General features: G+C 67.9%; 22 protein-coding genes. 10 read left to right on the top strand and 12 right to left on the bottom strand.

Annotation, left to right across the window (positions count from 1 at the left end):
- Positions 1-431: 431 nt before the first annotated feature.
- Positions 432-3,275, top strand: a complete 2,844-nt coding sequence (locus NR792_RS36465; RefSeq protein ID WP_375757328.1) for a hypothetical protein — start codon at positions 432-434, stop codon at positions 3,273-3,275.
- Between the two features lie 698 nt (positions 3,276-3,973).
- On the opposite strand, the gene NR792_RS36460 is transcribed toward NR792_RS36465, so the two are convergent.
- Positions 3,974-4,696 carry a hypothetical protein gene (locus NR792_RS36460; RefSeq protein WP_375757327.1) on the bottom strand — a complete coding sequence of 241 codons (723 nt, stop codon included), beginning with the start codon at positions 4,694-4,696 and terminating at the stop codon, positions 3,974-3,976.
- Between the two features lie 1,092 nt (positions 4,697-5,788).
- Between NR792_RS36460 and NR792_RS36455 the strand changes: the two genes are divergently transcribed.
- On the top strand, positions 5,789-6,988 hold the full coding sequence (locus tag NR792_RS36455; protein ID WP_375757326.1) for an RCC1 domain-containing protein: 1,200 nt from the start codon (positions 5,789-5,791) through the stop codon (positions 6,986-6,988).
- Between the two features lie 103 nt (positions 6,989-7,091).
- Here NR792_RS36455 and NR792_RS36450 read toward each other — a convergent pair whose 3' ends face one another.
- Both NR792_RS36450 and NR792_RS36445 read right to left on the bottom strand, forming a co-directional pair.
- Complete coding sequence (locus NR792_RS36450) at positions 7,092-7,322, bottom strand: hypothetical protein (RefSeq protein WP_375757325.1); 231 nt, start codon at positions 7,320-7,322, stop codon at positions 7,092-7,094.
- Positions 7,323-7,367: 45 nt separating this feature from the next.
- Positions 7,368-8,315, bottom strand: a complete 948-nt coding sequence (locus NR792_RS36445; RefSeq protein ID WP_375757324.1) for a TolB family protein — start codon at positions 8,313-8,315, stop codon at positions 7,368-7,370.
- Positions 8,316-8,679: 364 nt separating this feature from the next.
- Here NR792_RS36445 and NR792_RS36440 point away from each other — a divergent pair, with 364 nt between their 5' ends.
- Positions 8,680-9,411: a helix-turn-helix transcriptional regulator gene (locus NR792_RS36440; protein WP_375757323.1), complete on the top strand. Its 732-nt coding sequence runs from the start codon at positions 8,680-8,682 to the stop codon at positions 9,409-9,411.
- Here NR792_RS36440 and NR792_RS36435 read toward each other — a convergent pair.
- Both NR792_RS36435 and NR792_RS36430 read right to left on the bottom strand, forming a co-directional pair.
- On the bottom strand, positions 9,345-10,028 hold the full coding sequence (locus tag NR792_RS36435; protein WP_375757322.1) for an SdpI family protein: 684 nt from the start codon (positions 10,026-10,028) through the stop codon (positions 9,345-9,347). The genes NR792_RS36440 and NR792_RS36435 overlap by 67 nt on opposite strands.
- The gene (locus NR792_RS36430) at positions 10,025-10,312 is read right to left on the bottom strand and encodes an autorepressor SdpR family transcription factor (protein ID WP_375757321.1); all 288 of its coding nucleotides are present in this window, start codon (positions 10,310-10,312) and stop codon (positions 10,025-10,027) included. Before NR792_RS36430 ends, NR792_RS36435 begins: the two co-directional genes overlap by 4 nt.
- 166 nt (positions 10,313-10,478) lie before the next feature.
- Here NR792_RS36430 and NR792_RS36425 point away from each other — a divergent pair, with 166 nt between their 5' ends.
- A complete protein-coding gene (locus tag NR792_RS36425) occupies positions 10,479-11,813 on the top strand; it encodes a PQQ-dependent sugar dehydrogenase (protein ID WP_375757320.1) in 1,335 nt (444 codons plus the stop codon).
- A 42-nt stretch (positions 11,814-11,855) separates the two neighbouring features.
- On the opposite strand, the gene NR792_RS36420 is transcribed toward NR792_RS36425, so the two are convergent.
- The 3 genes from NR792_RS36420 to NR792_RS36410 all read right to left on the bottom strand — a co-directional run bounded on the left by NR792_RS36420 (position 11,856) and on the right by NR792_RS36410 (position 14,308).
- Complete coding sequence (locus tag NR792_RS36420; protein ID WP_375757319.1) at positions 11,856-12,755, bottom strand: alpha/beta fold hydrolase; 900 nt, start codon at positions 12,753-12,755, stop codon at positions 11,856-11,858.
- Positions 12,756-13,007: 252 nt separating this feature from the next.
- The gene (locus NR792_RS36415; RefSeq protein ID WP_375757318.1) at positions 13,008-13,292 is read right to left on the bottom strand and encodes a hypothetical protein; all 285 of its coding nucleotides are present in this window, start codon (positions 13,290-13,292) and stop codon (positions 13,008-13,010) included.
- 11 nt (positions 13,293-13,303) lie between these two features.
- Positions 13,304-14,308: an Ig-like domain-containing protein gene (locus NR792_RS36410; RefSeq protein WP_375757317.1), complete on the bottom strand. Its 1,005-nt coding sequence runs from the start codon at positions 14,306-14,308 to the stop codon at positions 13,304-13,306.
- Between the two features lie 318 nt (positions 14,309-14,626).
- Between NR792_RS36410 and NR792_RS36405 the strand changes: the two genes are divergently transcribed.
- Positions 14,627-14,977, top strand: coding sequence for a hypothetical protein (locus NR792_RS36405; RefSeq protein WP_375757316.1), 351 nt, complete (start codon positions 14,627-14,629; stop codon positions 14,975-14,977).
- 41 nt (positions 14,978-15,018) lie between these two features.
- Positions 15,019-16,662 (top strand): tandem-95 repeat protein, encoded by a 1,644-nt coding sequence (locus NR792_RS36400; protein WP_375757315.1) that lies wholly within the window; start codon positions 15,019-15,021, stop codon positions 16,660-16,662.
- A gap of 124 nt (positions 16,663-16,786) precedes the next feature.
- Here NR792_RS36400 and NR792_RS36395 read toward each other — a convergent pair whose 3' ends face one another.
- On the bottom strand, positions 16,787-17,686 hold the full coding sequence (locus tag NR792_RS36395; protein ID WP_375757314.1) for a LysR family transcriptional regulator: 900 nt from the start codon (positions 17,684-17,686) through the stop codon (positions 16,787-16,789).
- Between the two features lie 105 nt (positions 17,687-17,791).
- Here NR792_RS36395 and NR792_RS36390 point away from each other — a divergent pair, with 105 nt between their 5' ends.
- Both NR792_RS36390 and NR792_RS36385 read left to right on the top strand, forming a co-directional pair.
- Positions 17,792-18,664 carry an aldo/keto reductase family oxidoreductase gene (locus NR792_RS36390; protein WP_375757313.1) on the top strand — a complete coding sequence of 291 codons (873 nt, stop codon included), beginning with the start codon at positions 17,792-17,794 and terminating at the stop codon, positions 18,662-18,664.
- Positions 18,665-18,821: 157 nt separating this feature from the next.
- Complete coding sequence (locus NR792_RS36385; protein WP_375757312.1) at positions 18,822-19,562, top strand: SDR family NAD(P)-dependent oxidoreductase; 741 nt, start codon at positions 18,822-18,824, stop codon at positions 19,560-19,562.
- A gap of 3 nt (positions 19,563-19,565) precedes the next feature.
- Here the strand turns inward: NR792_RS36385 and NR792_RS36380 are convergent, their stop codons facing one another.
- Positions 19,566-20,369, bottom strand: coding sequence for a helix-turn-helix transcriptional regulator (locus tag NR792_RS36380; protein ID WP_375757311.1), 804 nt, complete (start codon positions 20,367-20,369; stop codon positions 19,566-19,568).
- An 89-nt stretch (positions 20,370-20,458) separates the two neighbouring features.
- Between NR792_RS36380 and NR792_RS36375 the strand changes: the two genes are divergently transcribed.
- Positions 20,459-21,112, top strand: a complete 654-nt coding sequence (locus NR792_RS36375; RefSeq protein ID WP_375757310.1) for a glutathione S-transferase family protein — start codon at positions 20,459-20,461, stop codon at positions 21,110-21,112.
- A 23-nt stretch (positions 21,113-21,135) separates the two neighbouring features.
- On the opposite strand, the gene NR792_RS36370 is transcribed toward NR792_RS36375, so the two are convergent.
- Both NR792_RS36370 and NR792_RS36365 read right to left on the bottom strand, forming a co-directional pair.
- Entirely contained in the window at positions 21,136-21,711 is a 576-nt protein-coding gene (locus NR792_RS36370) for a class I SAM-dependent DNA methyltransferase (RefSeq protein ID WP_375757309.1), read from the bottom strand.
- A 146-nt stretch (positions 21,712-21,857) separates the two neighbouring features.
- Positions 21,858-22,253 carry a GFA family protein gene (locus NR792_RS36365; protein WP_375757308.1) on the bottom strand — a complete coding sequence of 132 codons (396 nt, stop codon included), beginning with the start codon at positions 22,251-22,253 and terminating at the stop codon, positions 21,858-21,860.
- Positions 22,254-22,514: 261 nt separating this feature from the next.
- On the opposite strand from NR792_RS36365, the gene NR792_RS36360 reads away from it, so the two are divergent.
- Entirely contained in the window at positions 22,515-25,391 is a 2,877-nt protein-coding gene (locus NR792_RS36360; RefSeq protein WP_375757307.1) for a PQQ-dependent sugar dehydrogenase, read from the top strand.
- Positions 25,392-25,434 lie beyond the last annotated feature (43 nt).

Here is a 25,434-nt window from a genome sequence, read left to right as displayed (position 1 = left end):
AAGGCGTTCCTGCCCTGAATCCCCGCCCCCTGCGGAGATGAGGCGTCATTCTCTATCCCGCGGGCCTCGGCGCTTCAAGGAAGGGGGACGCCGGAGCACCTTCGCCCATTGATGGGCGCCAGCCGTCCCCTCCTTGAAACCACTGAATATGAATCGCCGTTCCACCCCTCAAAGAGTTTGAGCACTCTGAGAAAAGAAAGGCGTCCTACTGCGCGGCCCAGGAGAAGGCATGCGTCGACGCCCAGAAGCCATCGACCATTCAGTTTCAGAAGGCAAGATGCGACGCGCCCTGACGCAGGGTGCAGTGGTGTAGCTGGGCCGCTTGGCCCGGCATGTGACCCGAGGGGCGGCACGACGGTAGCGCCCCCCCACGACTGGACTGGCTGATTTGAGAAGTCATAGACTAACGCCAGCACAAGGGGGGAGTCCAAATGGCGCCCAATGACTTGAATCCGTTGCATCCGGATGACCCAAAACCTCCTCGGGAGGAGGCCCGGCTCCATCTGACAGGCGAGCCGTCAGGAGACATCCCCCAGCGGACCGAGCCCGCCTGGGCCCTGGCGCTTGAGCGCCGCCTTGCGACCTTCGTCGCGGTCCTCGTGGTGACGACGGCCATCGGGTCCATCCCCCAGGTCAGCAACATCCTGTTGCAGTTGCCGTGGAAGGCCTCGCTCCAGACGGGGCCGCTGACCGCCCTGGCCTTCTGGGCGTACGTCCTGCTGCTGGGCGCCTTCTTCCTCTTCGGCGCGCTCTGGCTCTTCGTCCCGACGAAGGAGCTGCCGCGGCTGATGCGTGGGAATGGCCGTTTCAGCAGGGGGGCCCGTCGCTTCAGGGAGAGGCTCATCCGGCTGGCCCGGTTTCCCCTGGCGGTGCCCGGCGAGGACCACGAAGGCCTCCGCCGCGCGATTTACAGCGCCCTGGCGCTGGCGGGCTGCGCCCTGGCCGCGCTCAACGCCCTTGGAAAGCTCCCATCGCCCTGGGCCAAGGGCGACCCGGGCCCATACCTCGTGGCGTTCCTGTGCTGCCTCGTCGCCCTGACGGGATTCTTCGGCCCGAAGCTGCTGCGCAGATGGGAAATCCCCACGGAGATGGTCACGCGCGCCAGCGTCATGTCCCTGGGTTCCTACGTCACCTCGGAGATTCTCTGGGGCGGCGTCATCCCCTCCATGCCCGAGGCGAGCTACCGCCTCTACACCATCTGGGCCATCTACCACTTGTTCTTCGTGCTCATCTGCGTGGCCCGCGCCATTGACCGCGTGGAGAACCTGACCCGGCGCGCGGCCTTCACCCTTGCACTGGTCGTGCTCACCCTGTGCGTCACACGTTTCTCGAAGCAGCATGAAGCGCTCGACCTGGAGGTGGCCCCGTCCGAGAGCCCCCATCAGGAGCGCATCCTGGGGCAATGGCTCAAGACCGCGAACACACGGCTCGACCGGATGTGCAAGGGCCCGGTCCTCCTGGTCTCCGCGGCGGGCGGCGGCTCACGCGCGGCCATCTTCGCGATGCTGGCGCTGGAGAGCCTCCACCGCAACCCGCTCGCGGGTGCGGGCGACTCCCGACCGGAATGCCAGGACGACCGGCTGTCCAAGCACATCCTGATGGTCAGCAGCGTCTCCGGTGGCAGTGTCGCGAGCGCGCACTTCGCACACCGGATGGCGGAGGGAACGGTCGGCGCCACGCTGGCCTCGGAGGGACTCCTCAAGCACGCGCCCTATTCCGAGCTCGCGACCCAGCTGAAGAATGACTGTGGATTCGACAACCCGTGGCCCCTCAAGAGCGACTCCATCGACGACATGTTCGTCGACTTCAATGCCCCGCTGCTGCGCGGCGTCGTCATGCCGGGCGTAGGCCGGGGCTCGAGTCTCGCGGCGTTCTGGAAGGACTACTTCGGCTGGCCCAAGGCGCTGCCGGTCGACGGTACGGTGCCCATGCTTCTCCTCAACACCGCCAGTGTTCAGACGGGAGAGCGGGTTGTCACCGGCAAGCCCCCGCTGCCGGAACTGCTGGTGAGCAACGTGGGACAGGGCGAGCGGGCTCGAGTGCACTCCATGAGTTCCCTGTCCCGGACCACGGACATTGTCCTGGCGGATGCCGTTCGTGCCTCGGCGAACTTTCCCTGGGTCGTGGACCTCCCTGAAGTCGAGACCCAGGCCGAGCCGGAGGTCCTTATCGACGGCGGCATCTTCGACAACACGGGCATCGACACCTTCGCACTGCTCTTCAAGGCGCTCGCGAATCCCGAGCGCTGGAAGGACCACCGACCCGACATCCAGAAAGACATCGACGCACTGTTCACGAAGCTCGCCGAGCGCGGTGTCATCTTCGTGGAGATTGACTCCGGCGCGAAGCCGCAGCAGGGCGAGCTGCAGGCGAGTCTGCTGAGCCCCCTCACGACGCCCGTGACCGCGCTCTCGCTTGCGACCAATGCCTTCGCCCGTGACATGTCCGAACTGCAGAAGCAGCAGATTGGCCTCATCCTCGGCGAGAAGGGTGTGTCGATGGAGCGCGTGAGCTACGACTATGGTGATGCCGTGCTGCCGATGGAGGCAGACGCCAGTCTCGCGCAGTGCCTCCAGAAGATGCAGGACGAAGTGCCGGTCATGACCGCGTGGGCCCTCGGCCCCGCGGACAAGGGACGCCTCCTCGGCATCTTCCTGGCCCAGGAGGAGATCGCCAATGCAATCGTCATGCGGCACTTCAACAACATGAACGGTGCGGCACTGACGAGGAACAGCTTGAAGACACGCTCCGTCGAGGGGCTCGTCGGTGCATCGCAATCGGTTGAGCTCTCCGCCAAGGCTTTCGAGCTCGCCCGAAGTGTCATCGATGACCAGGTCTCGATACAGAAGGAATTGGGCTCGCGCCTCTACGAGCAGAGTGCCCCTTCCGTGCAGTCCGTCGTCGCACCTGACACCAGGTCCTCGGAGGCCGTGGCGAAGGTGGGGACAGGGGCCTCCTCCGCCTGGGTCTACATCGGCCAGTACCTGAACGACTCGAAGCAGTGGCGGACGCGCTACTACCTCGGCGAGGGAGCCGCTGGCCGCGAACTGGACCCGAAGGGGCTCGACCAGCGGGTTCTCGTCAGCACCACCCCCTCGTTCATCCGGGAGGAGCCTCCCGCGCCACAGACCGCCCAGTTGGGCCGGCCCATCGGTGCGCTTAAAGCAGGCCAGCGCGTCACGGTGGTGGAGACAACGGACTGGGGAGGCCTGGGCTTCATCTGGGCGAAGGTGCGTGTGGAGCGCTCGAAACCGGGAGTGCCCGGCAATCGATGACGAAGGCTGGCGTCAGCTTCTCTCCGAGCACTTCCGCGTCGTGAAGAGCCTATTGAGGAGCACCGCCAAGCCCCCCTTCCCGCCATCGCCTTGAGATAGGCCTCCGCGCCGGCCAGCAGCGCCTGGCGCACCGGAAGCCCTGACGGCGTGGCCCGCTCAATTTCTTCCGCGACGGCTATTCTTCGTTCCAGGACCACGTCCGGCTGCGGGAGAAGCTCGGCCTCGGTGGCCCTCGGTTTCCCTGCGTCGCCGCGCGGGCCCCCGCTGGCCCCAGTTACCGGTTGGACGGCCGGCGAATCGCAGGAATGGTGTACGCGCTGCTTCAACGCATGTGGAACAAGCCCAATGAGATTCAAGCGGCGTGCAAGAACGCATGCATTGAGCAGGGGAAAAACTGCAAAGAAAAGCATGCGGTAGGTGACAAGGCAAAAGCGTCCTACTGCGCGGCCCAAGAGAAGGCATGCGTCACGCCAAAAAACCATCTACCATTGCGTTTCAGAAGGGAAAATGCGACGCGCCCTGACGCAGGGTGCACTTGATACGACGAGGTGGTGCAGGCTCCCGAGGGCGCCCGCTACCTGCTCACCGACGCCACCCATGGCAAGGTGCTCAAGGTCACGCCGAAGTGAAGCATCCCCTCTCGGCCCGTATCCGCCAACCCCTCCGCGCGCGGGCCACCTCCAGACCCGGAGGTCCTCCTACGACGACGCGTCCTCCGAGCCGAAGTCGCGGGCCCAGTGCGCCCTCAGGATTCGCGCGAAGCTCTCACGCTGCCTCGCGCCGGAACGACGCAGCGAGTCTTGCGCGGAGATCCAGAACGGGTTGAACCGCTTCGGGTCCTCGAGCAGCACCTCGGCGAACGCCTCGAGGAAGTGCCGGACACGCTCCGGCTCCCGTCGCGCGGAGGGCGGCACGAGATCCCATTCCTGCTCCACCACGTTGGAGATGAATCCGTCCTCGAAGGTGACCACGCGGAAGAGGATGGAGAGCGACTCGTCGGGCCCCTGCTGGGTGTCCACCCATTCGAGGCGCGTGGAGTCGGTCTCGCGCACCGCCTCGAGCGGCGGCAGGCCCTCAAGACAGTCCTTCAGTGCCCGGGCCGAGAGCGGCTCTCCGGGGAGGAACGGCTCCGTGACGGTCTCCTCGGGATGGAGGTCGAGCGCCGGCAGGTCGGGCGAGCCCGTGGATGAGAAGCTCACCGAGCTGAGCCGTCTGCCTTCGCCTCCGACGTGGGTGGCGAACATGTCGAGCCGACGTGCCTCCACATCGAAGACATAGACATAGGCCACGGCACCGGTCTCCTCCGGTCCGACACGCAGTCCCGGCTCCTCCTCCGAGAAGCGTTGGCCCTCCGGCCTCTCGGGGCCCGGCATGCAGAGCGACCAGCCCCAGGGGGCCTCATCAATGAGCTGGCGCACCACGGCCCCCAGGTCCCCCTGCGCGCGCTGCGCGCGGTACAGAAGGTGTTGCCCGAGGCCGGTTGGGTAGCCATCCCAGTGGTGATAGACCCCACGCCAGGGCCTCTCTGAGACATGCTCGGGGATGCCCGAGCCCGACGTGTACACAGCGATTGCACCGGGAGTCGACATGGGATGGAGAGTGTAGTGTCTCCATCTCCAGGCTGTGAAGGCTTCACATCCTCCGGCTCAGGAGGCCGCTACCACGACGCCACGACGACGCGGTAGGCCGCCCCCGTGGGGTGCCGAGACACTGGCGGAGTTGCCGCGGCTGGACGTCCATTACGACCTGGGCAACGGACACGTCGCGTGGGTCGGGAAGGGCACGGACCAGGAGCTGCGTGAGGCCCTGCCCCGATGGTTCGGGCCGCCACGTGCGACGTAACGCGTTTCGCTTGACCTATCACCGAACCGCTCCCCCGGGATTGACCGTGGAGCCCATGTCAACGGAAAGTCTGGGTGCTTTGCACCTTGGGTAGTGCAGACATAGACCTCGAGACATACGTGCTCCAAAGCTCCGGTTCTCCCCTCCCGCCCCGAGGGGCCTCTCCCCGTTTCTTCCTTCCCGTCAACGCCCTGCTGGTGTCAGTGCTGCTGGCCTTTTCCTCTGCCTGTGGCGACTCCAAGCCCGACGAGACGGACGACTGTCCGACCCCGTCCGCCGGATGCGGTCAGCAGGACGCTGGGACTTCCGACGCCGGCAGTCCAGACGCCGGCCCCCATGACGCTGGCAATCCAGACGCCGGCCCCCATGACGCTGGCAATCCAGACGCTGGCAATCCAGACGCAGGAAATCCTGACGCCGGCAATCCAGACGCAGGAAATCCTGACGCAGGAAATCCTGACGCCGGCAACCCTGAGGCTTGCAACGCCGACGCCGGCAATCCCGACGGTGGAGGGACCCTACCTTCTGCCCCGACCCTCATCGAGAGCTCGCAGTCCGCCATCCAGGCAGTGGCCGGGCAGACGGTCACCTTCCACGTCACCGGGAGGGGTGACCAGGCGTGCCCGCTTCAGTTCACCTGGGACGCCAGCTCAGGAGTCCTGGGCAGCCCGATGAGTTCCGCCACGACGAGTGACGTGAAATGGACGGCGCCGCAATGCGTGCTCTGGACCTCCGAGGTCACCATTACCCTGAACGTCACGAACAATGCCGGGCTCACCACCACCAAGTCCTTCTCGGTGTATGCCCCGCGATGCCCGGCCCGTGTGATCTCCGCGGGGGGCGCATACTCGCTGGCGTTGCGCGGCAAGGGCACCGTCTGGGCCTGGGGGGCCAACGACTCCGGCGAGCTGGGCGACGGGACGTACGAACCCCACTCCACCCCCGTGCAGGTGCCGGGGCTGACGGATGCCACGTCCCTGGCCTCCTCCGGCGGAACCTCGCTGGCCTCACGCGCCGACGGCACTGTCTGGGCCTGGGGGAACAACTACGGCGGCGCGCTGGGTGATGACACGCCTTTCAACCGGAATTTCCCCGCGCAGGTGTCCGGGGTGTCCGGCGTCATCGCCGTGGCTGCGGGCGCCGCCTCGCTGGCCCTGCGCGACGACGGCACCGTCTGGGCCTGGGGGAGCAACAGGAACGGCCAGCTCGGCAACGGGACAACCAACACGAACCCGAATCCGACCCCGGGGCAGGTGATTGGCTTGACCCATATCACCGCGATCGCAACAGGCAGTCTTCACGTGCTGGCCCTGCGCGACGACGGCACCGTCTGGGCTTGGGGCTTCAACTACCATGGCGAACTCGGCGATGGGACGACCGACGATCGCAACCTCCCCGTGCAGGTGCCTGGGCTGACTGGGGTCATCGCCGTGGCTGCGGGTTACTACCACTCGCTGGCCTTGCGCAACGACGGCACCGTCTGGGCCTGGGGATGGAACCTGAGGGGTGAACTCGGTGACGGAAGGATAGCCACTCAGCGAGCGAGCCCCGGGCAGGTGCCCGGGTTGACCGGGGTCATCGACGTGGCCGCGGGTGACTCGTATTCGCTGGCCCTACTGAGCGACGGCACCCTCCGGGCCTGGGGCCTGAACGACTTTCGCCAGCTCGGCGACGGAACGAATACCAACCGCCACACCCCCGTGCAGGTCTCTGGGCTGACCGGCGTCACGTCCGTCGTCGCGGGCGCTGGCCATTCGCTCGTCCTGCGTAACGACCAGGCGGTGTGGGCCTTTGGCAGCAACTATCACGGCCAGCTCGGTGATGGGAGCCAACCCACCAGCACCGGTCCCGCCAAGGCCTCCCTGCCGTGACACCGTAAGGGAAGCCGTTCGCGCAAGACTTCCTTCGGGGAGCAAGAAAGAAGGCCCTGCCCTGAACCGGCAGGGCCTTTTTGCTTTGCATCGGGCTCACACATCAAACAACGGGCTGCGCGGGAGCATTGCGCGCACTGCATGGAGTCTCATCAATGCCACCCGCCGCGGCCAGCAGCTTCCCATCCGGGTTGAAGCGGACCTGCGTCACGCTCTCGCGAATCGTCACCGGCGCTGACGTGCTTCCGGAGAGGTCCCACAGTCGCACGATGCCCTCTTCACGAGACGCCGTGGCCAGCAACCGCTGCGTGGGGTGGAAGGAGAGCGAGTCCACCTCCTTCGTAAGGCCCTGACCGTGAATGCAGGGACGCGCTGGCGCTCACAACCCGAGCACGGACATGGGGAGCCGGTAGATGTCGCCTGTTCCCCGGCCGATTCCCTCGAGTGACGCGTCGTTCCTGGGGGTGTCGAAGCGCGCGCCCACGGGGCCCGTGAAGGGCCGGTTGCTGCTGAAGTAGAGCCACTGCCCGTCCGGCGAAACGCTCGGGTTGAAGTCTCGCGCCGGAGAGTTGATGCCCTCGCAGAGCGGCCGGGCCGGCTCCCAACCCTCCGGGCCCCTGCGGCTGACGTACAGGTCATAGCTGCCGCGGCTGTCCGCGCGATTCAGGGCGCTGATGAGGAGGAAGCGCCCGTCGGGGGAAATCCAGGGCTCGACCTCGTGGCCTTGCGTGTTGATGGCGTCCCCGAGGTTCTCGGGAGGCTGGTGGATGCCTTTCACGAGCCGGGACACCCAGAGGTCGCTCCCGCCGAGGGTCCCCGGCCTGTCGGCGCCGAAGTACAGGTCTCCGTTCGCGGCCACCGAGGGGGACCACTCGTCCCGGGCCGCGTCGCTCACCGGCTCGGGGACCCGGCGGGCCTCGCTCCACTCGCCGTCCGCCTGGAGCGAGGCGGACCAGACGTCGAACGTCGTGCGGGCCGCGGTCCCCTCCTCTCCCGGGTTGGGGCGGTTGGAGATGAAGAAGACCGCGCGGCCATCGGGGGTGAAGTGGGGATCCGCGTCACTCCATCCGGAAGCGAAGCGCGGCTTCACGGGAGGAGACCAGTTCCCGTCCGCGCCGAGCCGGGTCTCGTAGAGCGTGTAGCGCTCGAAGGCGTCATCCGCGCGGCCGAAGAGCACGCGCCGCTGGTCGGGCGTGAACGCGAGGAAGAAGTCCCACGCGCCCGTGGTGAAGAGGCCCGCGCCGTAGATCTCGGGGACGCAGGGCGTGGCGGGTGCTCCGGCCCTGGGGGCGGGGGTCCGGCAGCCCATCAGTCCAAGGCAGAGCACCAGCGGGAGGCTCCACGCACGGGTGCGCACAAGGGGCTGTCGGGACGGCTCGGAACGGGAGGGCTCATGCATGGGACGGGGGCTCCTGGTGATGTCGCGACGCGTCCAGCGCACGCGACTCCAGTTCAATGAAGCGTGGCAGTAGCATCCGTGCATGGCGCGAAACTTGGGGAATGTTGCGACGGCCCCGTTCCCGGTCCGGCCGTGCGGCTTCCACGAACTGATCCGTGATGAGGCGTGGGGCGCCCGGGATTGCGTCTGTGCGCTGGGCATCCGGGCTCGCCGCTCCCAGGGGGTCCACCCTCGCGCACGGATCGCGGTCATCCTCTCCGGGACCTTCCAGGCGCGGTCGAGCCAGGGCGGGATGCTGGTGGGGCCGGGCGCGTTCCTGCTCGGGAACGCTGCGGCGGAATACGAGTACCGCCATGTCGATGACGGCGGGGACCGCTCGCTCGTCTTCGATTATGGGGAGGCGCTGCTCGAAGAAGTGGGCCGCTCGCTCGGCGTTCACGTCCGCGGCGGGAGGTCCTTTGGCCGGGTCGCGGTGCCTGCCTCGCCCGGGTCGGCGCGGGCCGTGGCGCTCGCGCACGAGGCTCTTCGGGACGGTGGACGAGAGGCGTTGCGCGAGGCGGCCCTGCTCGGCGCGGAGGTCGTCCTGTCCGAGCAGAACGGCGGGGTGCATTCCGTGGCGGAGCCCTCCGCGACGCAGGTCCGGCAGGTCGCCCGGATGATCCGCTACATCGAGGCCCACAGCGCAGGGGATTGCTCGCTCGATGCGCTGGCCGCGCTCGCGGGGCTGAGCCGCTTCCACTTCCTGCGCATCTTCCAGAAGCAGACCGGCCAGACGCCCCGCCAGTACGTCATCGCCACCCGGCTGCGGGTCGCCGCCACCACGCTGCGGACGACCCGCCTGCCCGTCACCCAGGTTTCGCTCGATGCGGGCTTCGGGGACCTGTCCCACTTCACGACGAGCTTCACGCAAGCATTCGGTGCATCGCCTCGCGCGTACCGGCTCCGGCACCTGCGGCTTCACGCAGAGCCATGTGAGCCCGCATCGTCCGTCGGTCCGTGCGGGCCCCCCGTGATGCGGCGGTAGAGGAAGTACGAGTAGAGCATGGGAGCCACCGCCGCGACGGCGACAGCCGCGATCACGGGGACCGGCCCCCCGCCGAGCAGCCCCGAGACGAAGACGATGACTCCCGCGAGGACGAAGAGCCTTCCTCCCAGGCGATGCGTGCGCAGCCAGACCTCGTCGCTCGCGAGCGTCCAGGGCGTCCGGATTCCACAGAAGAAGTTCTTGGTGAACTTCCCCATGTAGTTGCCCAGGAGCACGAAGAGCAGGCCCGTGGCCGCGGGCACCACGCGCGCCATCGGCACGGCAACGCCGATGCCCGCGAGCAGGACCAGGGCGTTGAGCAGGAACAGGAACGCGACCAGCACCGCCTGGATGCCCTCGAAGACGCCCTGGAACCTCGCCACGCCGTAGCCCCTGGGCGAGATCCGCGGCACGGCCACCAGGACCAGGTACAGGGCAGCCATCACCAGCGGCAGGACGAAGGGGCCCCAGGGCTTGGGCGTATACCCATCCACCACTCCCTCGGCATTCCAATGCGTGGGCATCGACTCCGGCAACTGGCCGTAGAGCATGAAGGCCATCGCGAACGACGCGACGACGAAGCCCAGGCTCAATACATTGGCTCGGCTGATTCTCATGACTGCCTTCCATTCCCTTTGTCGACCTTGAAGAGGTCGAGAAGGACTGCCGCTACGTCCTCGAACACAGTCGTATTGAGCGAGTAGACGATTTGCTGCCCGCGGCGCTCACAGCGCACCAGGTCCGCGGCTTTGAGAATGTTGAAGTGATGCGACAGCGACCCCTTCGTGATGTCGAACGCCTCAGCGAGCTCTCCCGCTGACTTCGAGCCGCCCTGCAGGAGCTTGAGCACCTTGCGCCGGGTGGGGTCTGAAATGGCCTTGAAGACCTCCTGCGTTCGCATCACGACCTTTCGACATTTTTATAAACCTCAAAATAACGACCAGGAAGGCCCTGTCAAGTGGACTGACGGGGGAGCCGGAATTCGGGAGAATTGCCCTGGCGCGTCCTTCCCAGGCGCTACAAAGAACGTGATGTTCCCTCCCCCCTTTCCCCCTGGAGCGAGTCGCATGCGCATCCTGTCAGTCCCCCTCCTCGTCGCCACCCTCCTGGTCGGTTGCCAGGACGATCCAGAACCCACGCCACCGGACTCGGGCGTCTCGCAGCAGCAAGACTCAGGCGTTCCTGACAATGACTCGGGCGTCCCTGAGAACGACGCAGGCGTCCCTGGCAATGACGCGGGCGTTCCGGAAGATCCGCTCCCCACCGGTCCCGAGGTTCCGCAGGGCCCGCCCAACGTGCCCGAGTTCAAGCCGGCCTTCCCCGGGCAGACGCGCGTCCCTGCCATCCAGACGAAGACGCCCCTCCAGGTCACGGAGATTGCCTCGGGCTTCAGGAACCCCTGGGGCCTCGCCTTCCTGCCGGACCAGCGCATGCTGGTGACGGAGAAGCCCACCGGCTCGCTCTACATCGTCACGCAGCAGGGCGCGAAGTCCCCCGCCATCAAAGGCCTGCCCGCCGTGGACGGACGCGACCAGGGCGGCTTGCTCGACGTGGAGGTGGGCCCGGACTACGCCCAGAGCGGGCTCATCTACTGGACCTATTCCGAGCCCCGTCAGGGCGGCAACGGGCTGGCGGTGGCGCGCGCGCGGCTCGTGGACGGAGCGCAGCCTCGCGTGGAGAACGTCCAGGTCATCTTCCGCATGATGCCCACGCTCGAGTCGACGATGCACTCCGGGGGCCGGATGGTGTTCACCCCGGACGGCAAGCTGTTCGTGACGCTCGGGGAGCGCTCCATCCTCGCGGGCCGTGCCCAGGCCCAGGACGTGAAGAGCCACTTCGGCAAGGTGGTCCGCATCAATCCCGACGGCTCCGTGCCCCAGGACAACCCGTACCTGAGCAACCCGGAGGCGAAGCCGGAGATCTGGTCCATCGGTCACCGCAACGTCCTGTCCGCGGCGCTCGACAGCCAGAACCGGCTGTGGACGGTGGAGATGGGGCCGAAGGGAGGCGATGAAGTAAACCGCCCCGAGGCCGGCAAGGACTACGGCTGGCCCACCATCGGGTATGGCGAGGAGTACTCCGGCGCGCCCATCCACCAGAGCCCCCAGGCACCGGGCATGGAGCAGCCCGTGTACTACTGGGACCCGGTGATTGCCCCCTCGGGGATGACCATCTACTCCGGGACCCTGTTCCCCGAGTGGCGGAACAACATGTTCATCGGCGGTCTGGCCGCCAAGGCGCTGGTGCGGCTCATGGTGCGCAACGACCGCGTGGTGGGCGAGGAGCACCTCCTCAAGAACCTGGACTCGCGCATCCGCGACGTGGTGCAGGGTCCCGAGGGCGCCCTCTACCTGGTCACCGACGCCACCAACGGCAAGGTGCTCAAGGTCACGCCGCAGTGAAGCATCCGTAGTCCACGGCGCGCTCCCCGCTCCCCGAGAGAATCAAACCTCGGGGAGCGGAGGGGGCGCGCCGCGGGTTTCGCCAGGGCCGACCGCGTCGAAGTGCCGCAGGAGTGCCGCCCCAAGGGGTGGCACGACCGCGCGAGGAAGCGCGTGCCCCATTCCTTCAATGCTCACCAGGGTTGCGCGCGGCAGGGTCTCCGCGAGGAACCGGGCATGGGACGCGGGATGGGTGGGGTCCTCCGGGGCGGCGATGACGAGCGTGGGCACCGTGACCTGCGTGAGCTCCGCTCCGCGAGCCATTCCGGAAGGGTCGGCTCGGGCATGGGCCGTTGAAGTATCGTGACGGCCCGCATGCGCGATGACGCGCCGCTCGAGTGCACGGAACTCGTCGGCGTCGAAGGGAATCACGCGGCCGTTGAGCCTGCGCCAGTTCTCGACCCGCCATTCCACCTGCTCATTGAGGCCGCGCGGGTCGAACATGTGGCCCCAGAACTCGAGCAGCCCGGGGTCGATGGCGGCGCGCGCTGGGAGGTCGCCACGTGCAGGCGCACCGTCGAGCGCGGGAGCCCCGATGACCGTCGCGCTGAGAAGCCGCGCGGGATGCGTGACCAGGAGCCACTGCGCCAGAAGGCCACCCAGCGACAGGCCCACGACGTGCGCGCGAGCGATGCCGAGCGCATCAAGGATGGCCAGCGCATCCTCGGCCATCCGGGTCGCTGAGTAGGGGGTCCGGTCGAAATCCCAGGTGGACGCCCCGGTGTCCCGATGGTCATAGCGAATGACCCGGTAACGCCCGGCGAGCAGGTCCACGAGCGCATCCGGCCAGACCAGCCCCGATGCCGTGGAACCCATGATGAGCAGAACAGCGGGAGCCTTCTCTGGGCCTCGTGACTCGACCCAGAGCGAGACTCCCTCAGCGACCTGGACGAAGTGTTCCATGCCCCCCAGCTTCGCCGATCCGGGCCAGGAGGGGAGCACGTTCGCGCGACAGGCGAAACCAGCCCGCCGGGCTTGAGCCAGAACGACAACGGGAGGGCTATCCAGGACGGTACGGACCGCCCGGAACACCCCACCCCCAGACAGGCATGGGCGCCTCCAGGTCCACGCTCACGCCTTCCCGTGAGTTGATGACCGCGAGCCTCGATCCCCGCTCGACATAGGCGACAAACGCCCCCCTTCCTGTCCTCCTGGCTACGGCGCGGGCATCCAGGCCAGACCCAGGTTCCTGGCGCTGCCCGAGTTCACGGTCTGGATATCTCCGCCGTCGGCCAGGTTGGCGCTCCGGACCGCGGTCCCCAGCCAATCCGCCCAATACAGCCGCCCGGCCGAGACATCGATGGCAATCCCATGCACCGTGTACTGCGGGTTGGTCACCAGGGCGGTGACGTTGGAGCCGTCCAGGTTGGCGGCATAGAGGCTGCTGCCGCGGGTCGAGTAGTACACCTTCCCGCCGCTCGAATCGACCGCGAGGCCCACGCCCAGTCCGTTCAGGCCTGAAGCGACGGTCTCGTGGGATTGCTGCCGTCCAGCTCGACGCGCATGACCCGCTTCCCGTTGAAATCGGACCAATACAGCTTGCGGTTCGTCGAATCGACTGCAAGCCCGCTGGGGTAGCCTCCATTCGCCACGATATCGACCGGGTTCGCCCCATCACGGTCCGCGCGAACGATGGCGCTGTCGCGCGTGTAGAAGAGGGTACGGGTGACCGGGTCGGTGGCAATGGAAGCGGCCCCGCTGATGCCGGTCTTGAGCTCAATGGCATTCGTGCCGTTCACGTCCACCCGCCACAGCGAGCCGGAAGCAGTCGTCCAGTAGAGGCTCGCAGGCTCGGTGACGTCGATCGTGAAGGAGGTGGAGATGGTGTCGGAGCCGTCACTCACCGAGAGGGTGATGGTGGTGGAGCCGCGGACGCTTGCGGCGGGAACCACCTTGAGGGTGCGGCTGGCGCCCGAGCCTCCGAGGATGAGGTTCGCGGGGGCGTTGGGCACCAGGTCGGTGTTGGAGGACGTGGCGGTGACCGTGAGGCTGTCGGCGGCGGTCTCCACATCGCCCACGGTGAAGGCCAGGTCACCGGTCGAGCTGCCAGCAGGGATGCGCTGGCTCTCCACCGAGGAGAGCGTGGGCGTGTCGTTCACCGGGGCGACGGTGAAGGTCACCGTGCCCTGGGCGCTTTGGCCCTGGCGGTCGGTGGCGCGAAAGATGAGCGCATCCTCGCCGTGGTAGTCGGCGCCGGGGGTGTAGATGAGGGAGCCATTGGCGCTGACCTCACCCACCGTGCCGTGGTCCGGTGCGTCGACGATGGTGAAAGTGATTGCCCCGTTGCCGGTGGCCGGCAGTTGCACCTCGAGGGGCGTGTCTTCCACCGCATCGAGGGTGACGTTGCGGGCCACCGGCGGGTCGTCGTCGCCACAAGCGGCGAGGGTGCTGACGGCCATGCCAAGTACCAATGCGGTGGCTGATGCCGTGAGCCTTTTCAAGAACAAATATGACATGAACTTTCCTTCACTGGGTGCCAGCGCACGGATTTTGGCCCTGGTGCTTACGCCGCGCGGACTCTCAGCCCAAGCCCGGCCGGTCCACCCCTGGGGCCACCAGCGCGCATCCCTCGCGCTCGCGGGGGAGGAAGACGGATGCAAGTCAATGGGCATTGCGTCCATGGGACTTCAATGCTTATCGGCCGGTGTCCGGAGGACGTTTTCCATCCGCGTGTTGCGCGCCGGACCGTCGGGAGCAAGGAGTGGTGTCGTTCATTCCACGAGAGGGGACGGTCCATTCCGGACTTCATCCTGCGCCTCGGGGGGAGACAATCCATGCGAAGCCGTCTGGGTATGCCGTGGTCATGGGGGCTGGGCGTGATGCTGGCCTTGTCCGTGGGGGCGTGTGGTGTGGAGCCCCTGGAGGAGCAGGTCCGTCCTCCGAGGGAGGCAGTGTCGCAAGCGGGTGACAAGGCATTGACGCGTGAGCGTCCAGAAGCGTCGTTGACGTGGGACCCGTATGCGGACGCGGTGGCGTCGGGCACCACGGCGACGGTGCTCAACGCGAGCGCGGCGCTGGGCGCTCCGGACGGGCAGGCCGCGACCTTGCTGGGCCTGCTCAACACGGCGCTGGTCCTGGACCTGGGCCAGGGCGAGGAAGGCACCGGCGACCTGCGCGTCTACTGACCACCCCCGAGGACACCCCGGTAGACATCACCATTCCCGCGGTGGACCCGGATGGCGACGCGCTTGGCTTCTCCTACACCCTGCCCGGCCATGGAATGCTCACGGGCACCGGGGCGTCGGTGACGTACACCCCGAACGCGAACTTCGCCGGAGCGGACACCTTCCAGGTCACGGTCTCCGACGGCAAGAAGCAGGCAACGGCCACCGTCTCGGTCACGGTGAGCCCGGTCAACGACGCGCCCGCGGCGGACTCCACCACGGTGACGGTGAGCTACAACACGTCGACGCCCATCACGTTGGCGGCTACGGACGTGGATGGGGATGCGCTCACGTTCACCGCGACGGCCCCCACCCACGGAACCCTGTCCGGGACGGGGGCCCAGTGGCTCTACACGCCGGCCGCGGACTTCCATGGGGAAGACCAGTTCACCTTCACGGCCAACGACGGCGCGCTGACCTCCAATACCGCCACGGTCAGCATCACCGTCCGGGGGCCGCCTGTCTGCGGCGACGGCTACATCGACTCAGGTGAGGTGTGTGACGACGGCAACCGCGTCGCGGGAGACGGCTGCCGGGCGGACTGCCAGGGCGTGGAGGTGTGCGGCGACGGCCTGGTCGACAGCGTGACGGGAGAGCAGTGCGACGATGGCGGCACGGCCCCTGGGGATGGCTGCGACGCCGCGTGCCAGCTGGATGCCTTTTCGAACGTGCCCCCCACGCTCGTCAGCGGGACGTTGAACTGCACCACGGCCAACACGAACACGGGGCGCAAGGTGGCGGTGGATGCACTGGGGCGCTTCTACGTCGTCATGAGGTGCGATGGCGCGGTCCATGTCAGCGTGAGCGTGGACCGTGGCCACACCTGGGTGGGCCCCACGCCCCTGGGCATCACCAACGCGGCGGAGGTCGCGATTGAAGGCGGACCCACGGGGGTCGCCTACGTCGCGGCCACCAGCGCGGGCACGCTGCTCTTCACCCGGACCGTCGACGCGGGAGCGAGCTGGGAGGCGCCGCGGGTCCTCAGCACCGTGGCCAACACCACCCTCAGTCTGGATTCCAGGGGCGACGCCCTCTACCTCTCCGTCTCGCAAGGCCCCACGGGGGTGCGCGTCCTCCGGAACTTCGCGCGAGGCGCGAACGACTTCAGCGCGACGGACGTGTCCCAGAACAATGCCTTCTTCGACGTCATCGTGGACAAGATCAGCGGAGATGTCTTCTCGGTGAGCGACGACCCCTCCTTCCGCATCCACCGCAGCAGCGACCAGGGGACCACCTTCGGCCCGCAGAGCACCCCGCCGGGGCAGGCCTTCTTCTCGGACTGGACGGGCTCCAACGGCTTCATCTACGTCACGGGCTCCTTCGGAGACGACAACGTGGACGTCATCCCCGTGTCCGCGCCGGGGACGAGCACCCAGGTGCCGGGCCTCCCCACGGACGTCGCTCCCGGCCCCTTCCGGACGATTGACGCGGACGCGCTCGGCAACGGCTACATCGCGTCCCAGCGGGGGACGGGCGACATCCAGTTGGACCGGATGCTCATGGGGGCCGCCATGATCCTGGCCACCGATGCCCGGACGGTGGGGCCGGGCGCCGCGCCAGCGGTCGCGGCGCTCCCGTCGAACGGCGGCGCCCTGGTGGCCTACACGAACGGCACCAGCGTCTACGCCTCGGTGGTGGTGTACTGAACCCACGAAGTCCCTGATGCGCGCCGCCCAGGTCGTACGGGAGGCGCGCATCACTGTCGCCGTGGACCCCGCCAGGGTTGGAGTTGCGCCGAGCCGGGGCAAGCGCACTTGCCTCCCGGCCGCCTCAGCGTGGCATCGACTTCACGAAGTCAACGAACGCACGCAGCGGCGTCGGGAGGTGGTGACGGCCGGGGTAGTAGAGAACCGGCCCGGAGAAGCTCGGCCACCAGGATTCGAGCACGGGTTCAAGCTCGCCCCGGTCGATGAAGGGACGAAGCCAATCCTCGAAGTCGTAGATGATCCCCGTGCCCGCCACGGCCGCGGCCACCGCCAGGTCGGTGGTCGTGCCAAGGCCGACCACCAGCGGTCCTTTCGGCTCGACGTGGAGGGTCACTCCGTTGCGTTCGAATTCCCACGCATGCAGCGGGCCACCGATGAACCGCCCCCCCAGGCAATCATGGTCCAGCAGCTCGCGCGGATGTCTGGGGCGCCCATGACGCGCGAGGTATGCGGGCGAGGCGGCGGTCGCGAACCGCTGGACGCGAGGACCAATCGGAACCGCCACCATGTCCTGCGCGAGCCGCTCTTCGTAGCGGATGCCCGCGTCATAGCCCTCGGCCACCACGTCGACGAGGCGCTCCTCGGCAATCACCTCCAGCCGGATGTCGGGGTACTTCGCGAGGAACGGCGGCACGATGCGCGGCAGCACGAGCCGCGCTGCCGCGATGGGAACGTTGAGCCGCAGCCGTCCGGCGGGACGGTCGCGGAAGTCGTTGACCACGTCCAACGCCGAGCGCACCTCCCCCAGCGCGGGCGCGAGCCGCTCGAGCAGCCGGGCCCCTGCGTCCGTCGGCGTCACGCTGCGCGTGGTTCGGTGGAGGAGCCGGACGCCGAGCCGGGCTTCCAGCCGACGGACAGCGTCTCCCATCCGCGAAGCACTGCTGCCCGCCACGCGAGCAGCGCCGCGGAATCCGCCCTCACGAGCGACCGTCATGAATGCCGTCAGGTCCGCGAGCTCATCCATCACTGTGCGGATTCTCGCACGGCCTGTGCAGATTGCCACCGATAGTCGCGCAGTGATTCCTTGCGTAGAGATGGGGGCCACTTCGCTCAACCCAGGAGCTTCGCCGTGCCCCACCGTCACCTCTCAGGCAGCTATCGCATTGGAACGCACACCGTGGGCCGCGTGGGTTACGGCGCGATGCAGCTCGCCGGCCCCGGCGTCTTCGGCCCGCCCAGGGACCGCAAGGCGGCGGTCGCGGTGCTGCGAGAGGCCATCGACCAGGGCGTCGACCACCTCGACACCAGCGACATCTACGGCCCCCACGTGACCAACCAGCTCATCCGGGAGGCGCTGCACCCGTATCGCGACGGTCTGGTCATCGCCACGAAGGTCGGCGCGGTGCGCGGTCCCAACGGTTCGTGGGAGCCCGCGTTCTCCACCGCTGATTTGGAGCGCGCGGTCCACGACAACCTGCGCAACCTCGGGCTCGAGGTGCTCGACGTCGTGAACTTCCGCGCGATGTTCAGCGCCGAGGGCCCGGCGGAAGGCTCCATCGAGGCGCCGCTCACCGCGCTCGCGGAGCTCCAGCAGCGCGGCCTCATCCGCCACATCGGCTTGAGCAACGTCACGCCGGCGCAGGTCGCCGAGGGTCGCAAGCTCGCCGAGATCGTCTGCGTGCAGAACCACTACAACCTGACGCACCGGCGTGACGACGCCTTGATCGACCAGCTCGCCGCCAGCGGCACGGCCTACGTGCCGTTCTTCCCGTTGGGCGGGTTCACCCCGCTGCAGTCGAGCGCGCTGAACGACGTGGCCGCGCGGCTGGATGCGACACCGATGCAGGTTGCGCTGGCCTGGCTCCTGCGCCGCTCCCCCAACGTCCTGCTCATCCCAGGCACTTCGTCGGTGAAACATCTCCGGGAGAACCTCGCGAGTGCCGCGCTCACCCTGGGTGCCGGGGACATGGACACCTTGAACCGTCTTGCCGGGCGGACCTGACCGCGGCCCGCCTTGCGCGCCAGGGAATGGACGCGCTCCGTGGCACAGGTGAAACAGGACTTCCCAGGCAATCGCCACGAATTACCCCCTGGGCGACGCCCAAGCAAGACGGCGGGTGGCTGGTGCCTCGGCGTGACGGAGCACATAGTCGTGAGACATGGCACGCATCTTCATCACGGGGTCAGCGGACGGCTTGGGCAAGGCCGCCGCCCGGACGCTTCTCGCTGACGGTCACGAGGTGATCATCCATGTGCGCAGCGAGCAGCGGCTCGCGGGCGTGCAGGACCTGGTGACGCAAGGCGCGGCGGTCCTGGTCGGGGACCTCGCGGTGCTGGAACAGACCCGTGACCTCGCCAGGCAGGTCAACGCGCTGGGGCGCATGGACGCCGTGATCCACAACGCAGGCGTGTACTCCGACCCTTCAGTCCTGCCCGTGAACGTCGTGGCGCCCTACGTGCTCACCGCGCTCATCCAGCGGCCCCAGCGCATGGTCTACCTGAGCAGCGGGATGCACCAGGGCGGACAGCCGAACCTCGAGGGCATGGATTGGAGCGGGAGCCGCGTCACGGGGAGCTACTCGGACAGCAAGCTCTTCGTCACCACCCTGGCCGCGGCCATCGCCCGGCGCTGGCCGGACGTCTTCAGCAACTCGGTCGATCCCGGCTGGGTCCCCACGAAGATGGGCGGCCCCAACGCGCCCGATGACCTGCGGCTCGGCCACCTCACGCAGGAGTGGCTGGCGACCAGCGACGCCGCCGAGGCACGCACCACGGATGGCTACTGGCACCACCAACGACGGGTCGAGCCGCATCCCGCGACACGCGACCTGGAGTTCCAGGCCCAGCTGCTCGACGCGCTGGCTCGGGCCACAGGCGTCTCGCTGCCGCCGGGGGCTTGAGCCCTAAGCGCCCAGCTCCCGGACCAGCTGTTCCACCCCACGCGCGGAAGCGTCGTCCGCCGGGGAGAGGACCACCATGCTGAGGCCGTCGCTGTCGTCGACGGAGAACATCGACGCGTCGAACACGAGCTCGCCGACCCCCGGCCGGACGAACCGCCTGGACTTCACGCCGTGCGTGGACAGCTCGTTCTCGGCCCACAGCCGGCGGAACTCCTCACTCGTCCGCATCAACTCGTCGACGAGCGCGGCGGCTTCTTCGGAGGCTCCCGCGCGCTCAATGTCGACGCGAAACGCGGCAAGGGCCGTGCGGCGCATGTCCTCACCATGCGGCAGGAACGTGGCGGCTTCGGGATGGAAGACCCGGCGCAGCATGTTCCGGTCGCGCTCGGGAATCGCGGCGTAATCGCCCATCACCGCCACCGCGGCGCGGTTCCACGCGACAATCTGGAACGTCGGCGTCTTCACGAACGCGGGCACGCGCAGGTTGTCGAGCACGCGCTGCAGCGTCGGCGTGACCTCGGAGGGCGGCGTGTAGCGGCGCGGCGGCGGACGGGCGTGGGCGAGCAGGAACAGCATCTCGCGGTTCGTGTCGTCGAGCTCGAGTGCGCGAGCAAGGCGCTCGAGCACGTCGTCGGACGGCACGCCGCCACGCCCCTGTTCGAGCCACGTGTACCAGGTGACGCTCACGCCGGCGCGCGCCGCGACCTCCTCGCGACGAAGCCCGGGCGTGCGACGCCGCCCGGTCGCCTCGGGGTGAAGCCGCTCGCGGCGACTGCGGAGGAATTCGGGGAGGGTGGTAGTGGCCATACCGGTATCCGGGCACGTCTTTTCCAGCGGACTCGGGAAGCCTACGGTCCGCCCATGCGCACGACAACGCTTCGAGCGGAGGTGTCCCCATGCTGACGCTGCATCATCTCGGACGGTCACAATCCGAGCGGATCGTCTGGCTCTGCGAGGAGCTCGGGCTGGACTATGAGCTGAAGCGCTATCAGCGCCGGGCAGACAACCGGCTGGCCCCGCCGGAATACAAGGCGCTCCATCCGATGGGCACGGCGCCGGTCCTCACCGACGGCGACCTCGTCCTCGGGGAGTCCGGGGCCATCTGCGAGTACCTGCTCCAGACCCACGGCGAGGGCCGGCTCGCGGTGAAGCGCGGTGAACCCGGGTTCGCGGACTATCTCTACTGGTTCCACTTCGCCAACGGGACGCTGCAGCCGGTCGTCTTGCAGGTGAGATACCTGGAGCGCGTCGATCCTTCGGACAAGAACGCGCTGCTGCTGGCGGCCAGGGACCGGTTCAACCTGGTCTTCTCGACGTTGGAGAAGCGGCTGGGGGAGGCGCCCTATCTGGCCGGCCAGGAGCTGACGGCGGCGGACATCATGACCGTGTTCTCATTGACCACGATGCGGCTGTTCAAGCCGTATGACCTTTCGCCCTGGCCGAACATCCTGGCCTATCTGCAACGCATTGGCGCGCGGCCGGCCTATCGTCAGGCAATGCAGAAGGCCGATCCGGATTTGACCCCAGTCCTGGGGGCCGTTCCGGAATAACGTGTCAGGCAGGGCCGTCCGCCTCATCCCGTCTTGCGAGCCAGGTAGTAGACGTTCCCGCCCGGGTCCGTGTGCGTCGCTTCCAGCGTGAGCCCGTGCGCGCGCAGCAGGTCGCGATACCCGTCGACGCTGTACGAGTAATAACGGAACGGCACGCCATTCATCGGCTCGCCGTCGATGGAGCCGTGGGCGTCGCCCGAGGTGAAGAGGAACGCGGCGCCAGGCTTCAAGGCCCTGGCGATAGTGGCGACCGCCTGCGCCTGCTCTTCGTGGCGGAGGTGGAACAGGACACCCCACGAGATCGCGGCGTCGAACGCCCCCTCCTGAAGCTCACACGACTGGATGGGCGCACAGGCCACTGGCACGTGAGGGAAGTTCGCCTGGAATCGCGCCAGCAACTCCCGGGAGCTGTCCACTCCCATCACGTGGCAGCCGTGCTCCAGCAGCACCCGCGTCAGCGGCAGCCCCGTGCCGCAGCCGACGTCCAGCACCGAGGCGCCTGCTGGAAGTGAGGCCGCGAGCGCGGTCACTTCCGGCACGCCCATGGGTCCTGCCCGGTGAGACGCGTACCAGTCCGCGATCAAATCGTACTCGTGCACGCGTCAGCCTCCTCGAAGGTGACCACCCGGAACGTCATCGCACACTCCCACCTGCGCCTGGGCCTGGCGTCAAGGACCTCGCGTGGAGTGGACGCCCCGGTGTCGCCGACCGTCGCCTGGGCCTATCGAGCGCGCACATCGAATCGCTAGGGTTTCGGAGGAATCGTGTCGAACCGCGGCACCCCGTCCGCGACGTCGTAATAGTCGCCCTTGTTGGCCATGTAGACGTGGACGGCGATGCGGGTGTGGGTCGGCGTGTCGAAGGCGCCCATCGCGATTCCAATCCAATCGCGGTGGAGCGGGTCCCAGAACAGCGATGAGCCGCAGACGGAGCAGAACCCGCGACGCGCCTTCTCGGACGACTGGAACCAGCTGACCTTGTCCGCGCCCTCGAGCGTGACGGCCGAGCGCGGCACGTCCGTCGAGACGAAGTAGTGGCCCGAGTGCTTGCGGCACTTGCCGCAGTGACAGGCGTCAGGGGCGGGCAGCTCGCCCTCCACGGTGAAGCGGACCGCGCCGCACAAGCAGGAACCCCGGTGCATGGACGACCTCCTCTCAACGCTCGCCTTGGTCAGCGAACGCACGTTAGCCACCTGCGCGCCTCGCCGGTGATCGTCCGTAGCCGAATGGCTGAATCGGCTCCAGCCGAACAGGCCTTCAGTGTAAAAGCCGGAATAACCACCCACGGGCCGAGTGAGCCTGTTCGATCGGGAGCAGCAATGCCAGGAACGAAGGTCCGAGCGGAGTCTCCCCTGCCGCTCTTCGTCGTATGCGCGGTCTTCTGCCTCGTCGTGGGCTGCTCGATGCAGACGACGCAGGAGGCCCCGGAGCTGGCGGTCGTGCGCGCGAGCGCGGTCATGCAAGACGCCAACTTCGCCGACTCGGTCTTTGTCGGTGGCCTCCAGGGACCGACCACCATGACCTTCGCGCCCGACGGGCGCCTGTTCGTTTCGGAGAAGAATGGCTCGCTGCGTGTCGTCGTGAACGGCCAGCTCCTGGCGACTCCGTTCATGACGCTCGCCGTGGACAACGACAACGAGCGCGGGCTGATGGGCGTCGCGTTCGACCCCAACTTCGACAGCAATCACTATCTCTATGTGTATTACACGTCGATCGCCGGCAACATCCACAACCGGCTCAGCCGCTTCACCGCCAACGGCAACGTGGTGGTTCCCGGAAGCGAGCTCGTGCTCGCCGACTTTCCGGAGCTCGATGCCGCCAATCACAACGGCGGCGCGGTCCGGTTCGGACTCGACGGCAAGCTCTACGTCTCGGTCGGAGAGAACGCGGTCTCCTCCAACTCGCAGAGCCTGAACACGCCGCTCGGCAAGCTGCTGCGCTTCAACCCGGACGGCAGCATCCCCACGGACAATCCGTTCTACGCGACCGCCACCGGGCTCGCCAAGGCGACCTGGGCGATGGGGCTGCGCAACCCCTTCACCTTCGACATTCAACCCGGCACGGGAATCCTGTTCATCAACGACGTGGGCGAAGGCGGCTGGGAGGAGATCAACCGCGGCCAGGCCGGTGCCAACTACGGCTGGCCGATGACGGAAGGCTATTTCACCAACCGCCCGGAGCTCACGCAGCCGTTCTTCGCGTACCCGCATGGCTCCGGCACGGCCGCCGGCAACTGCATCGCTGGCGGTGCCTTCTACAATCCCCCCGTCACGGCCTTTCCCAGCGTGTATGTCGGTCAGTACTTCTTCGCGGACTACACCAACAACTGGATCGCGCGCATCGACCCGAACTCCGGCGCGCGTTCGCTGTTCGCGACGGCCGCCGCGGGGCCCGTGGACCTCGATGTGGGGCCCGACGGCGCGCTCTACTACCTGTCGCGCGGCGCGGGCCAGGTGGGCCGCATCGCCTACACGGCCTCGCTGCCGCCGAGCATCGCGCAGCAACCGGCGAGCACGCTGGTCTCGGTCGGCACTCCGGCGACCTTCGAGGTGTCGGCGAGCGGCGAGCCGCCCCTCTCCTATCAGTGGCAGCGGAACGGCGTGGACATCGCCGGCGCGACCTCGCCGAGCTACGTGCTGAACGCCGCGCAGCTTACGGACAGCGGCGCGCGCTTCCGCGTGGTCGTGACCAACGGGCTGGGCTCGACCACCAGCGCCGAGGCCGTGCTGACGGTGACGTCCAACAAGCCGCCGGTGGCGACGATTGCGACGCCGGCCGCGGGCGCGACCTACATCGCGGCCACGAACCTGACGTTCTCCGGCTCGGCCAGTGACGTGGAGGATGGCGCGCTGCCGCCGGGCGCGATGACCTGGAACATCACCTTCCATCACGACACCCACACGCACCCGGCCATGGCCGATACCACCGGCATCGCGAGCGGGAGCTGGCCCATCCCGAGCGTCGGCGAGAGCTCGGCCAACGTCTGGTACCGCGTGCGGCTCACGGTGCGCGACTCGATTGGCCTCACCCACACGACGTATCGCGACGTCCACCCCGTCACGGTCCCGCTCACGGTGACCAGCGTGCCGAGCGGACTGCAGGTCCTGATGGACGGGCGGCCGGTCCCGGCGCCGCACGACACCACTGGCGTGGTGGGGGTCGTCCGCTCCGTGGGCGTCGAGTCGCCGCAGTACGCGAACGGCAAGTTCTGGGCGTTCTCGTCGTGGTCTGACGGCGGCGCGCAATCCCACACCTTCATCACGCCCGGCAGCGCGGCCACCTACACCGCCACGTTCGTCGAGACCTCGGGCGGGAGCTGCTATCAGATTCAAAGCGAGCGCAGTGACAAGTGGCTCACGGTCGACACCTCGGGCAAGGTCGTCGCCGGCAGCACGCTGCAGGCAGGCGGGCAGATCTTCCAGCTCGTTCCGAACGGCACCCAGTACAAGCTCAAGGGCTCGGGTGATGCATTCCTGACGGTGGTGGCGAACCAGCTCTCCATGAGCGCCAACTTCACCAGCGGGGAGTCGTTCACCCGGCTGGCCTGCGGCTACGGCGGGCGCACTCGCGTCGGCTTCCAGGCCTCCGTGGGGAGCGCGCCCCATTGGAAGGAAACCACGCCGGGCGGGCCCATCCAGAGTGGTGACGGCGGCAATGGCGGCGCCTGCAACCCGGCCGATGGCGGAGCCTGGGAGGGCTTCTACCTCGAACCAGTGGCCTGCCCGGGCGCCGGCACCGGCCCCGTGTGCGGCAACGGCACGGTGGAGAGCGGTGAGCAATGCGACGATGGCAACACCCAGCCGGGCGATGGCTGCGATGCGGCCTGCCACACCGAGGCCAGCGGCAGCGCGGGCTGCTTCCGCATCCAGAGCGAGCGCACCGACAAGTGGCTCACCGTCGACGGCGCGGGCAAGGTGGCCGCTCTCGGCACGACGCAGACCGGTGGCGAGGTCTTCGAGCTCGTCATGAGCGGCGCGAAATACAAGCTCAAGGGAGCGAGCGGCGCGTACATCGCGGTGGTCGCGGATCAGCTCACCGTGAACGCCACGCTCAACACGGCGGAGTCGTTCACCCGCCACGCATGCGGCGTCCACGGCGGCCGCAATCGCTATGGCTTCGAATCGTCGACAGGCACAGCGCGCAACTGGAAGGAGGTCGCCACGGGCGCTCCCATCCAGAGCGGCAATGGCGGCAACGGGGGCATCTGCAATCCCACGGACGCTGGCGCGTGGGAAGCCTTCTACCTCGAGCCCGCGACCTGCCCGGCGGCGGGACGCTGAGGACCGGGGCCTGCCCGGATCCGGGCAGGCCCCCCACATCTTC

Source organism: Corallococcus exercitus, from assembly GCF_042231735.1.
Lineage (GTDB): Bacteria > Myxococcota > Myxococcia > Myxococcales > Myxococcaceae > Corallococcus > Corallococcus exercitus_B.
The sequence above is the reverse complement of the archived record's forward strand: the minus strand, read 5'-3'. Positions and strand labels throughout refer to the sequence as shown.

What these genes read in the sequence shown, in the direction of transcription:
- NR792_RS36455 (WP_375757326.1), top strand. Translation starts at nt 5,789, where the DNA reads ATGAGTTCCGCCACGACGAGTGACGTGAAATGGACGGCGCCGCAATGC.
- NR792_RS36365 (WP_375757308.1), bottom strand. Translation starts at nt 22,253, where the DNA reads ATGCACCGGGGTTCCTGCTTGTGCGGCGCGGTCCGCTTCACCGTGGAG.
- NR792_RS36440 (WP_375757323.1), top strand. Translation starts at nt 8,680, where the DNA reads ATGCTGGTGGGGCCGGGCGCGTTCCTGCTCGGGAACGCTGCGGCGGAA.
- NR792_RS36425 (WP_375757320.1), top strand. Translation starts at nt 10,479, where the DNA reads ATGCGCATCCTGTCAGTCCCCCTCCTCGTCGCCACCCTCCTGGTCGGT.
- NR792_RS36465 (WP_375757328.1), top strand. Translation starts at nt 432, where the DNA reads ATGGCGCCCAATGACTTGAATCCGTTGCATCCGGATGACCCAAAACCT.
- NR792_RS36435 (WP_375757322.1), bottom strand. Translation starts at nt 10,028, where the DNA reads ATGAGAATCAGCCGAGCCAATGTATTGAGCCTGGGCTTCGTCGTCGCG.
- NR792_RS36395 (WP_375757314.1), bottom strand. Translation starts at nt 17,686, where the DNA reads ATGGATGAGCTCGCGGACCTGACGGCATTCATGACGGTCGCTCGTGAG.
- NR792_RS36360 (WP_375757307.1), top strand. Translation starts at nt 22,515, where the DNA reads ATGCAGACGACGCAGGAGGCCCCGGAGCTGGCGGTCGTGCGCGCGAGC.
- NR792_RS36380 (WP_375757311.1), bottom strand. Translation starts at nt 20,369, where the DNA reads ATGGCCACTACCACCCTCCCCGAATTCCTCCGCAGTCGCCGCGAGCGG.
- NR792_RS36405 (WP_375757316.1), top strand. Translation starts at nt 14,627, where the DNA reads ATGCGAAGCCGTCTGGGTATGCCGTGGTCATGGGGGCTGGGCGTGATG.
- NR792_RS36410 (WP_375757317.1), bottom strand. Translation starts at nt 14,308, where the DNA reads ATGTCATATTTGTTCTTGAAAAGGCTCACGGCATCAGCCACCGCATTG.
- NR792_RS36420 (WP_375757319.1), bottom strand. Translation starts at nt 12,755, where the DNA reads ATGGAACACTTCGTCCAGGTCGCTGAGGGAGTCTCGCTCTGGGTCGAG.
- NR792_RS36385 (WP_375757312.1), top strand. Translation starts at nt 18,822, where the DNA reads ATGGCACGCATCTTCATCACGGGGTCAGCGGACGGCTTGGGCAAGGCC.
- NR792_RS36375 (WP_375757310.1), top strand. Translation starts at nt 20,459, where the DNA reads ATGCTGACGCTGCATCATCTCGGACGGTCACAATCCGAGCGGATCGTC.
- NR792_RS36430 (WP_375757321.1), bottom strand. Translation starts at nt 10,312, where the DNA reads ATGCGAACGCAGGAGGTCTTCAAGGCCATTTCAGACCCCACCCGGCGC.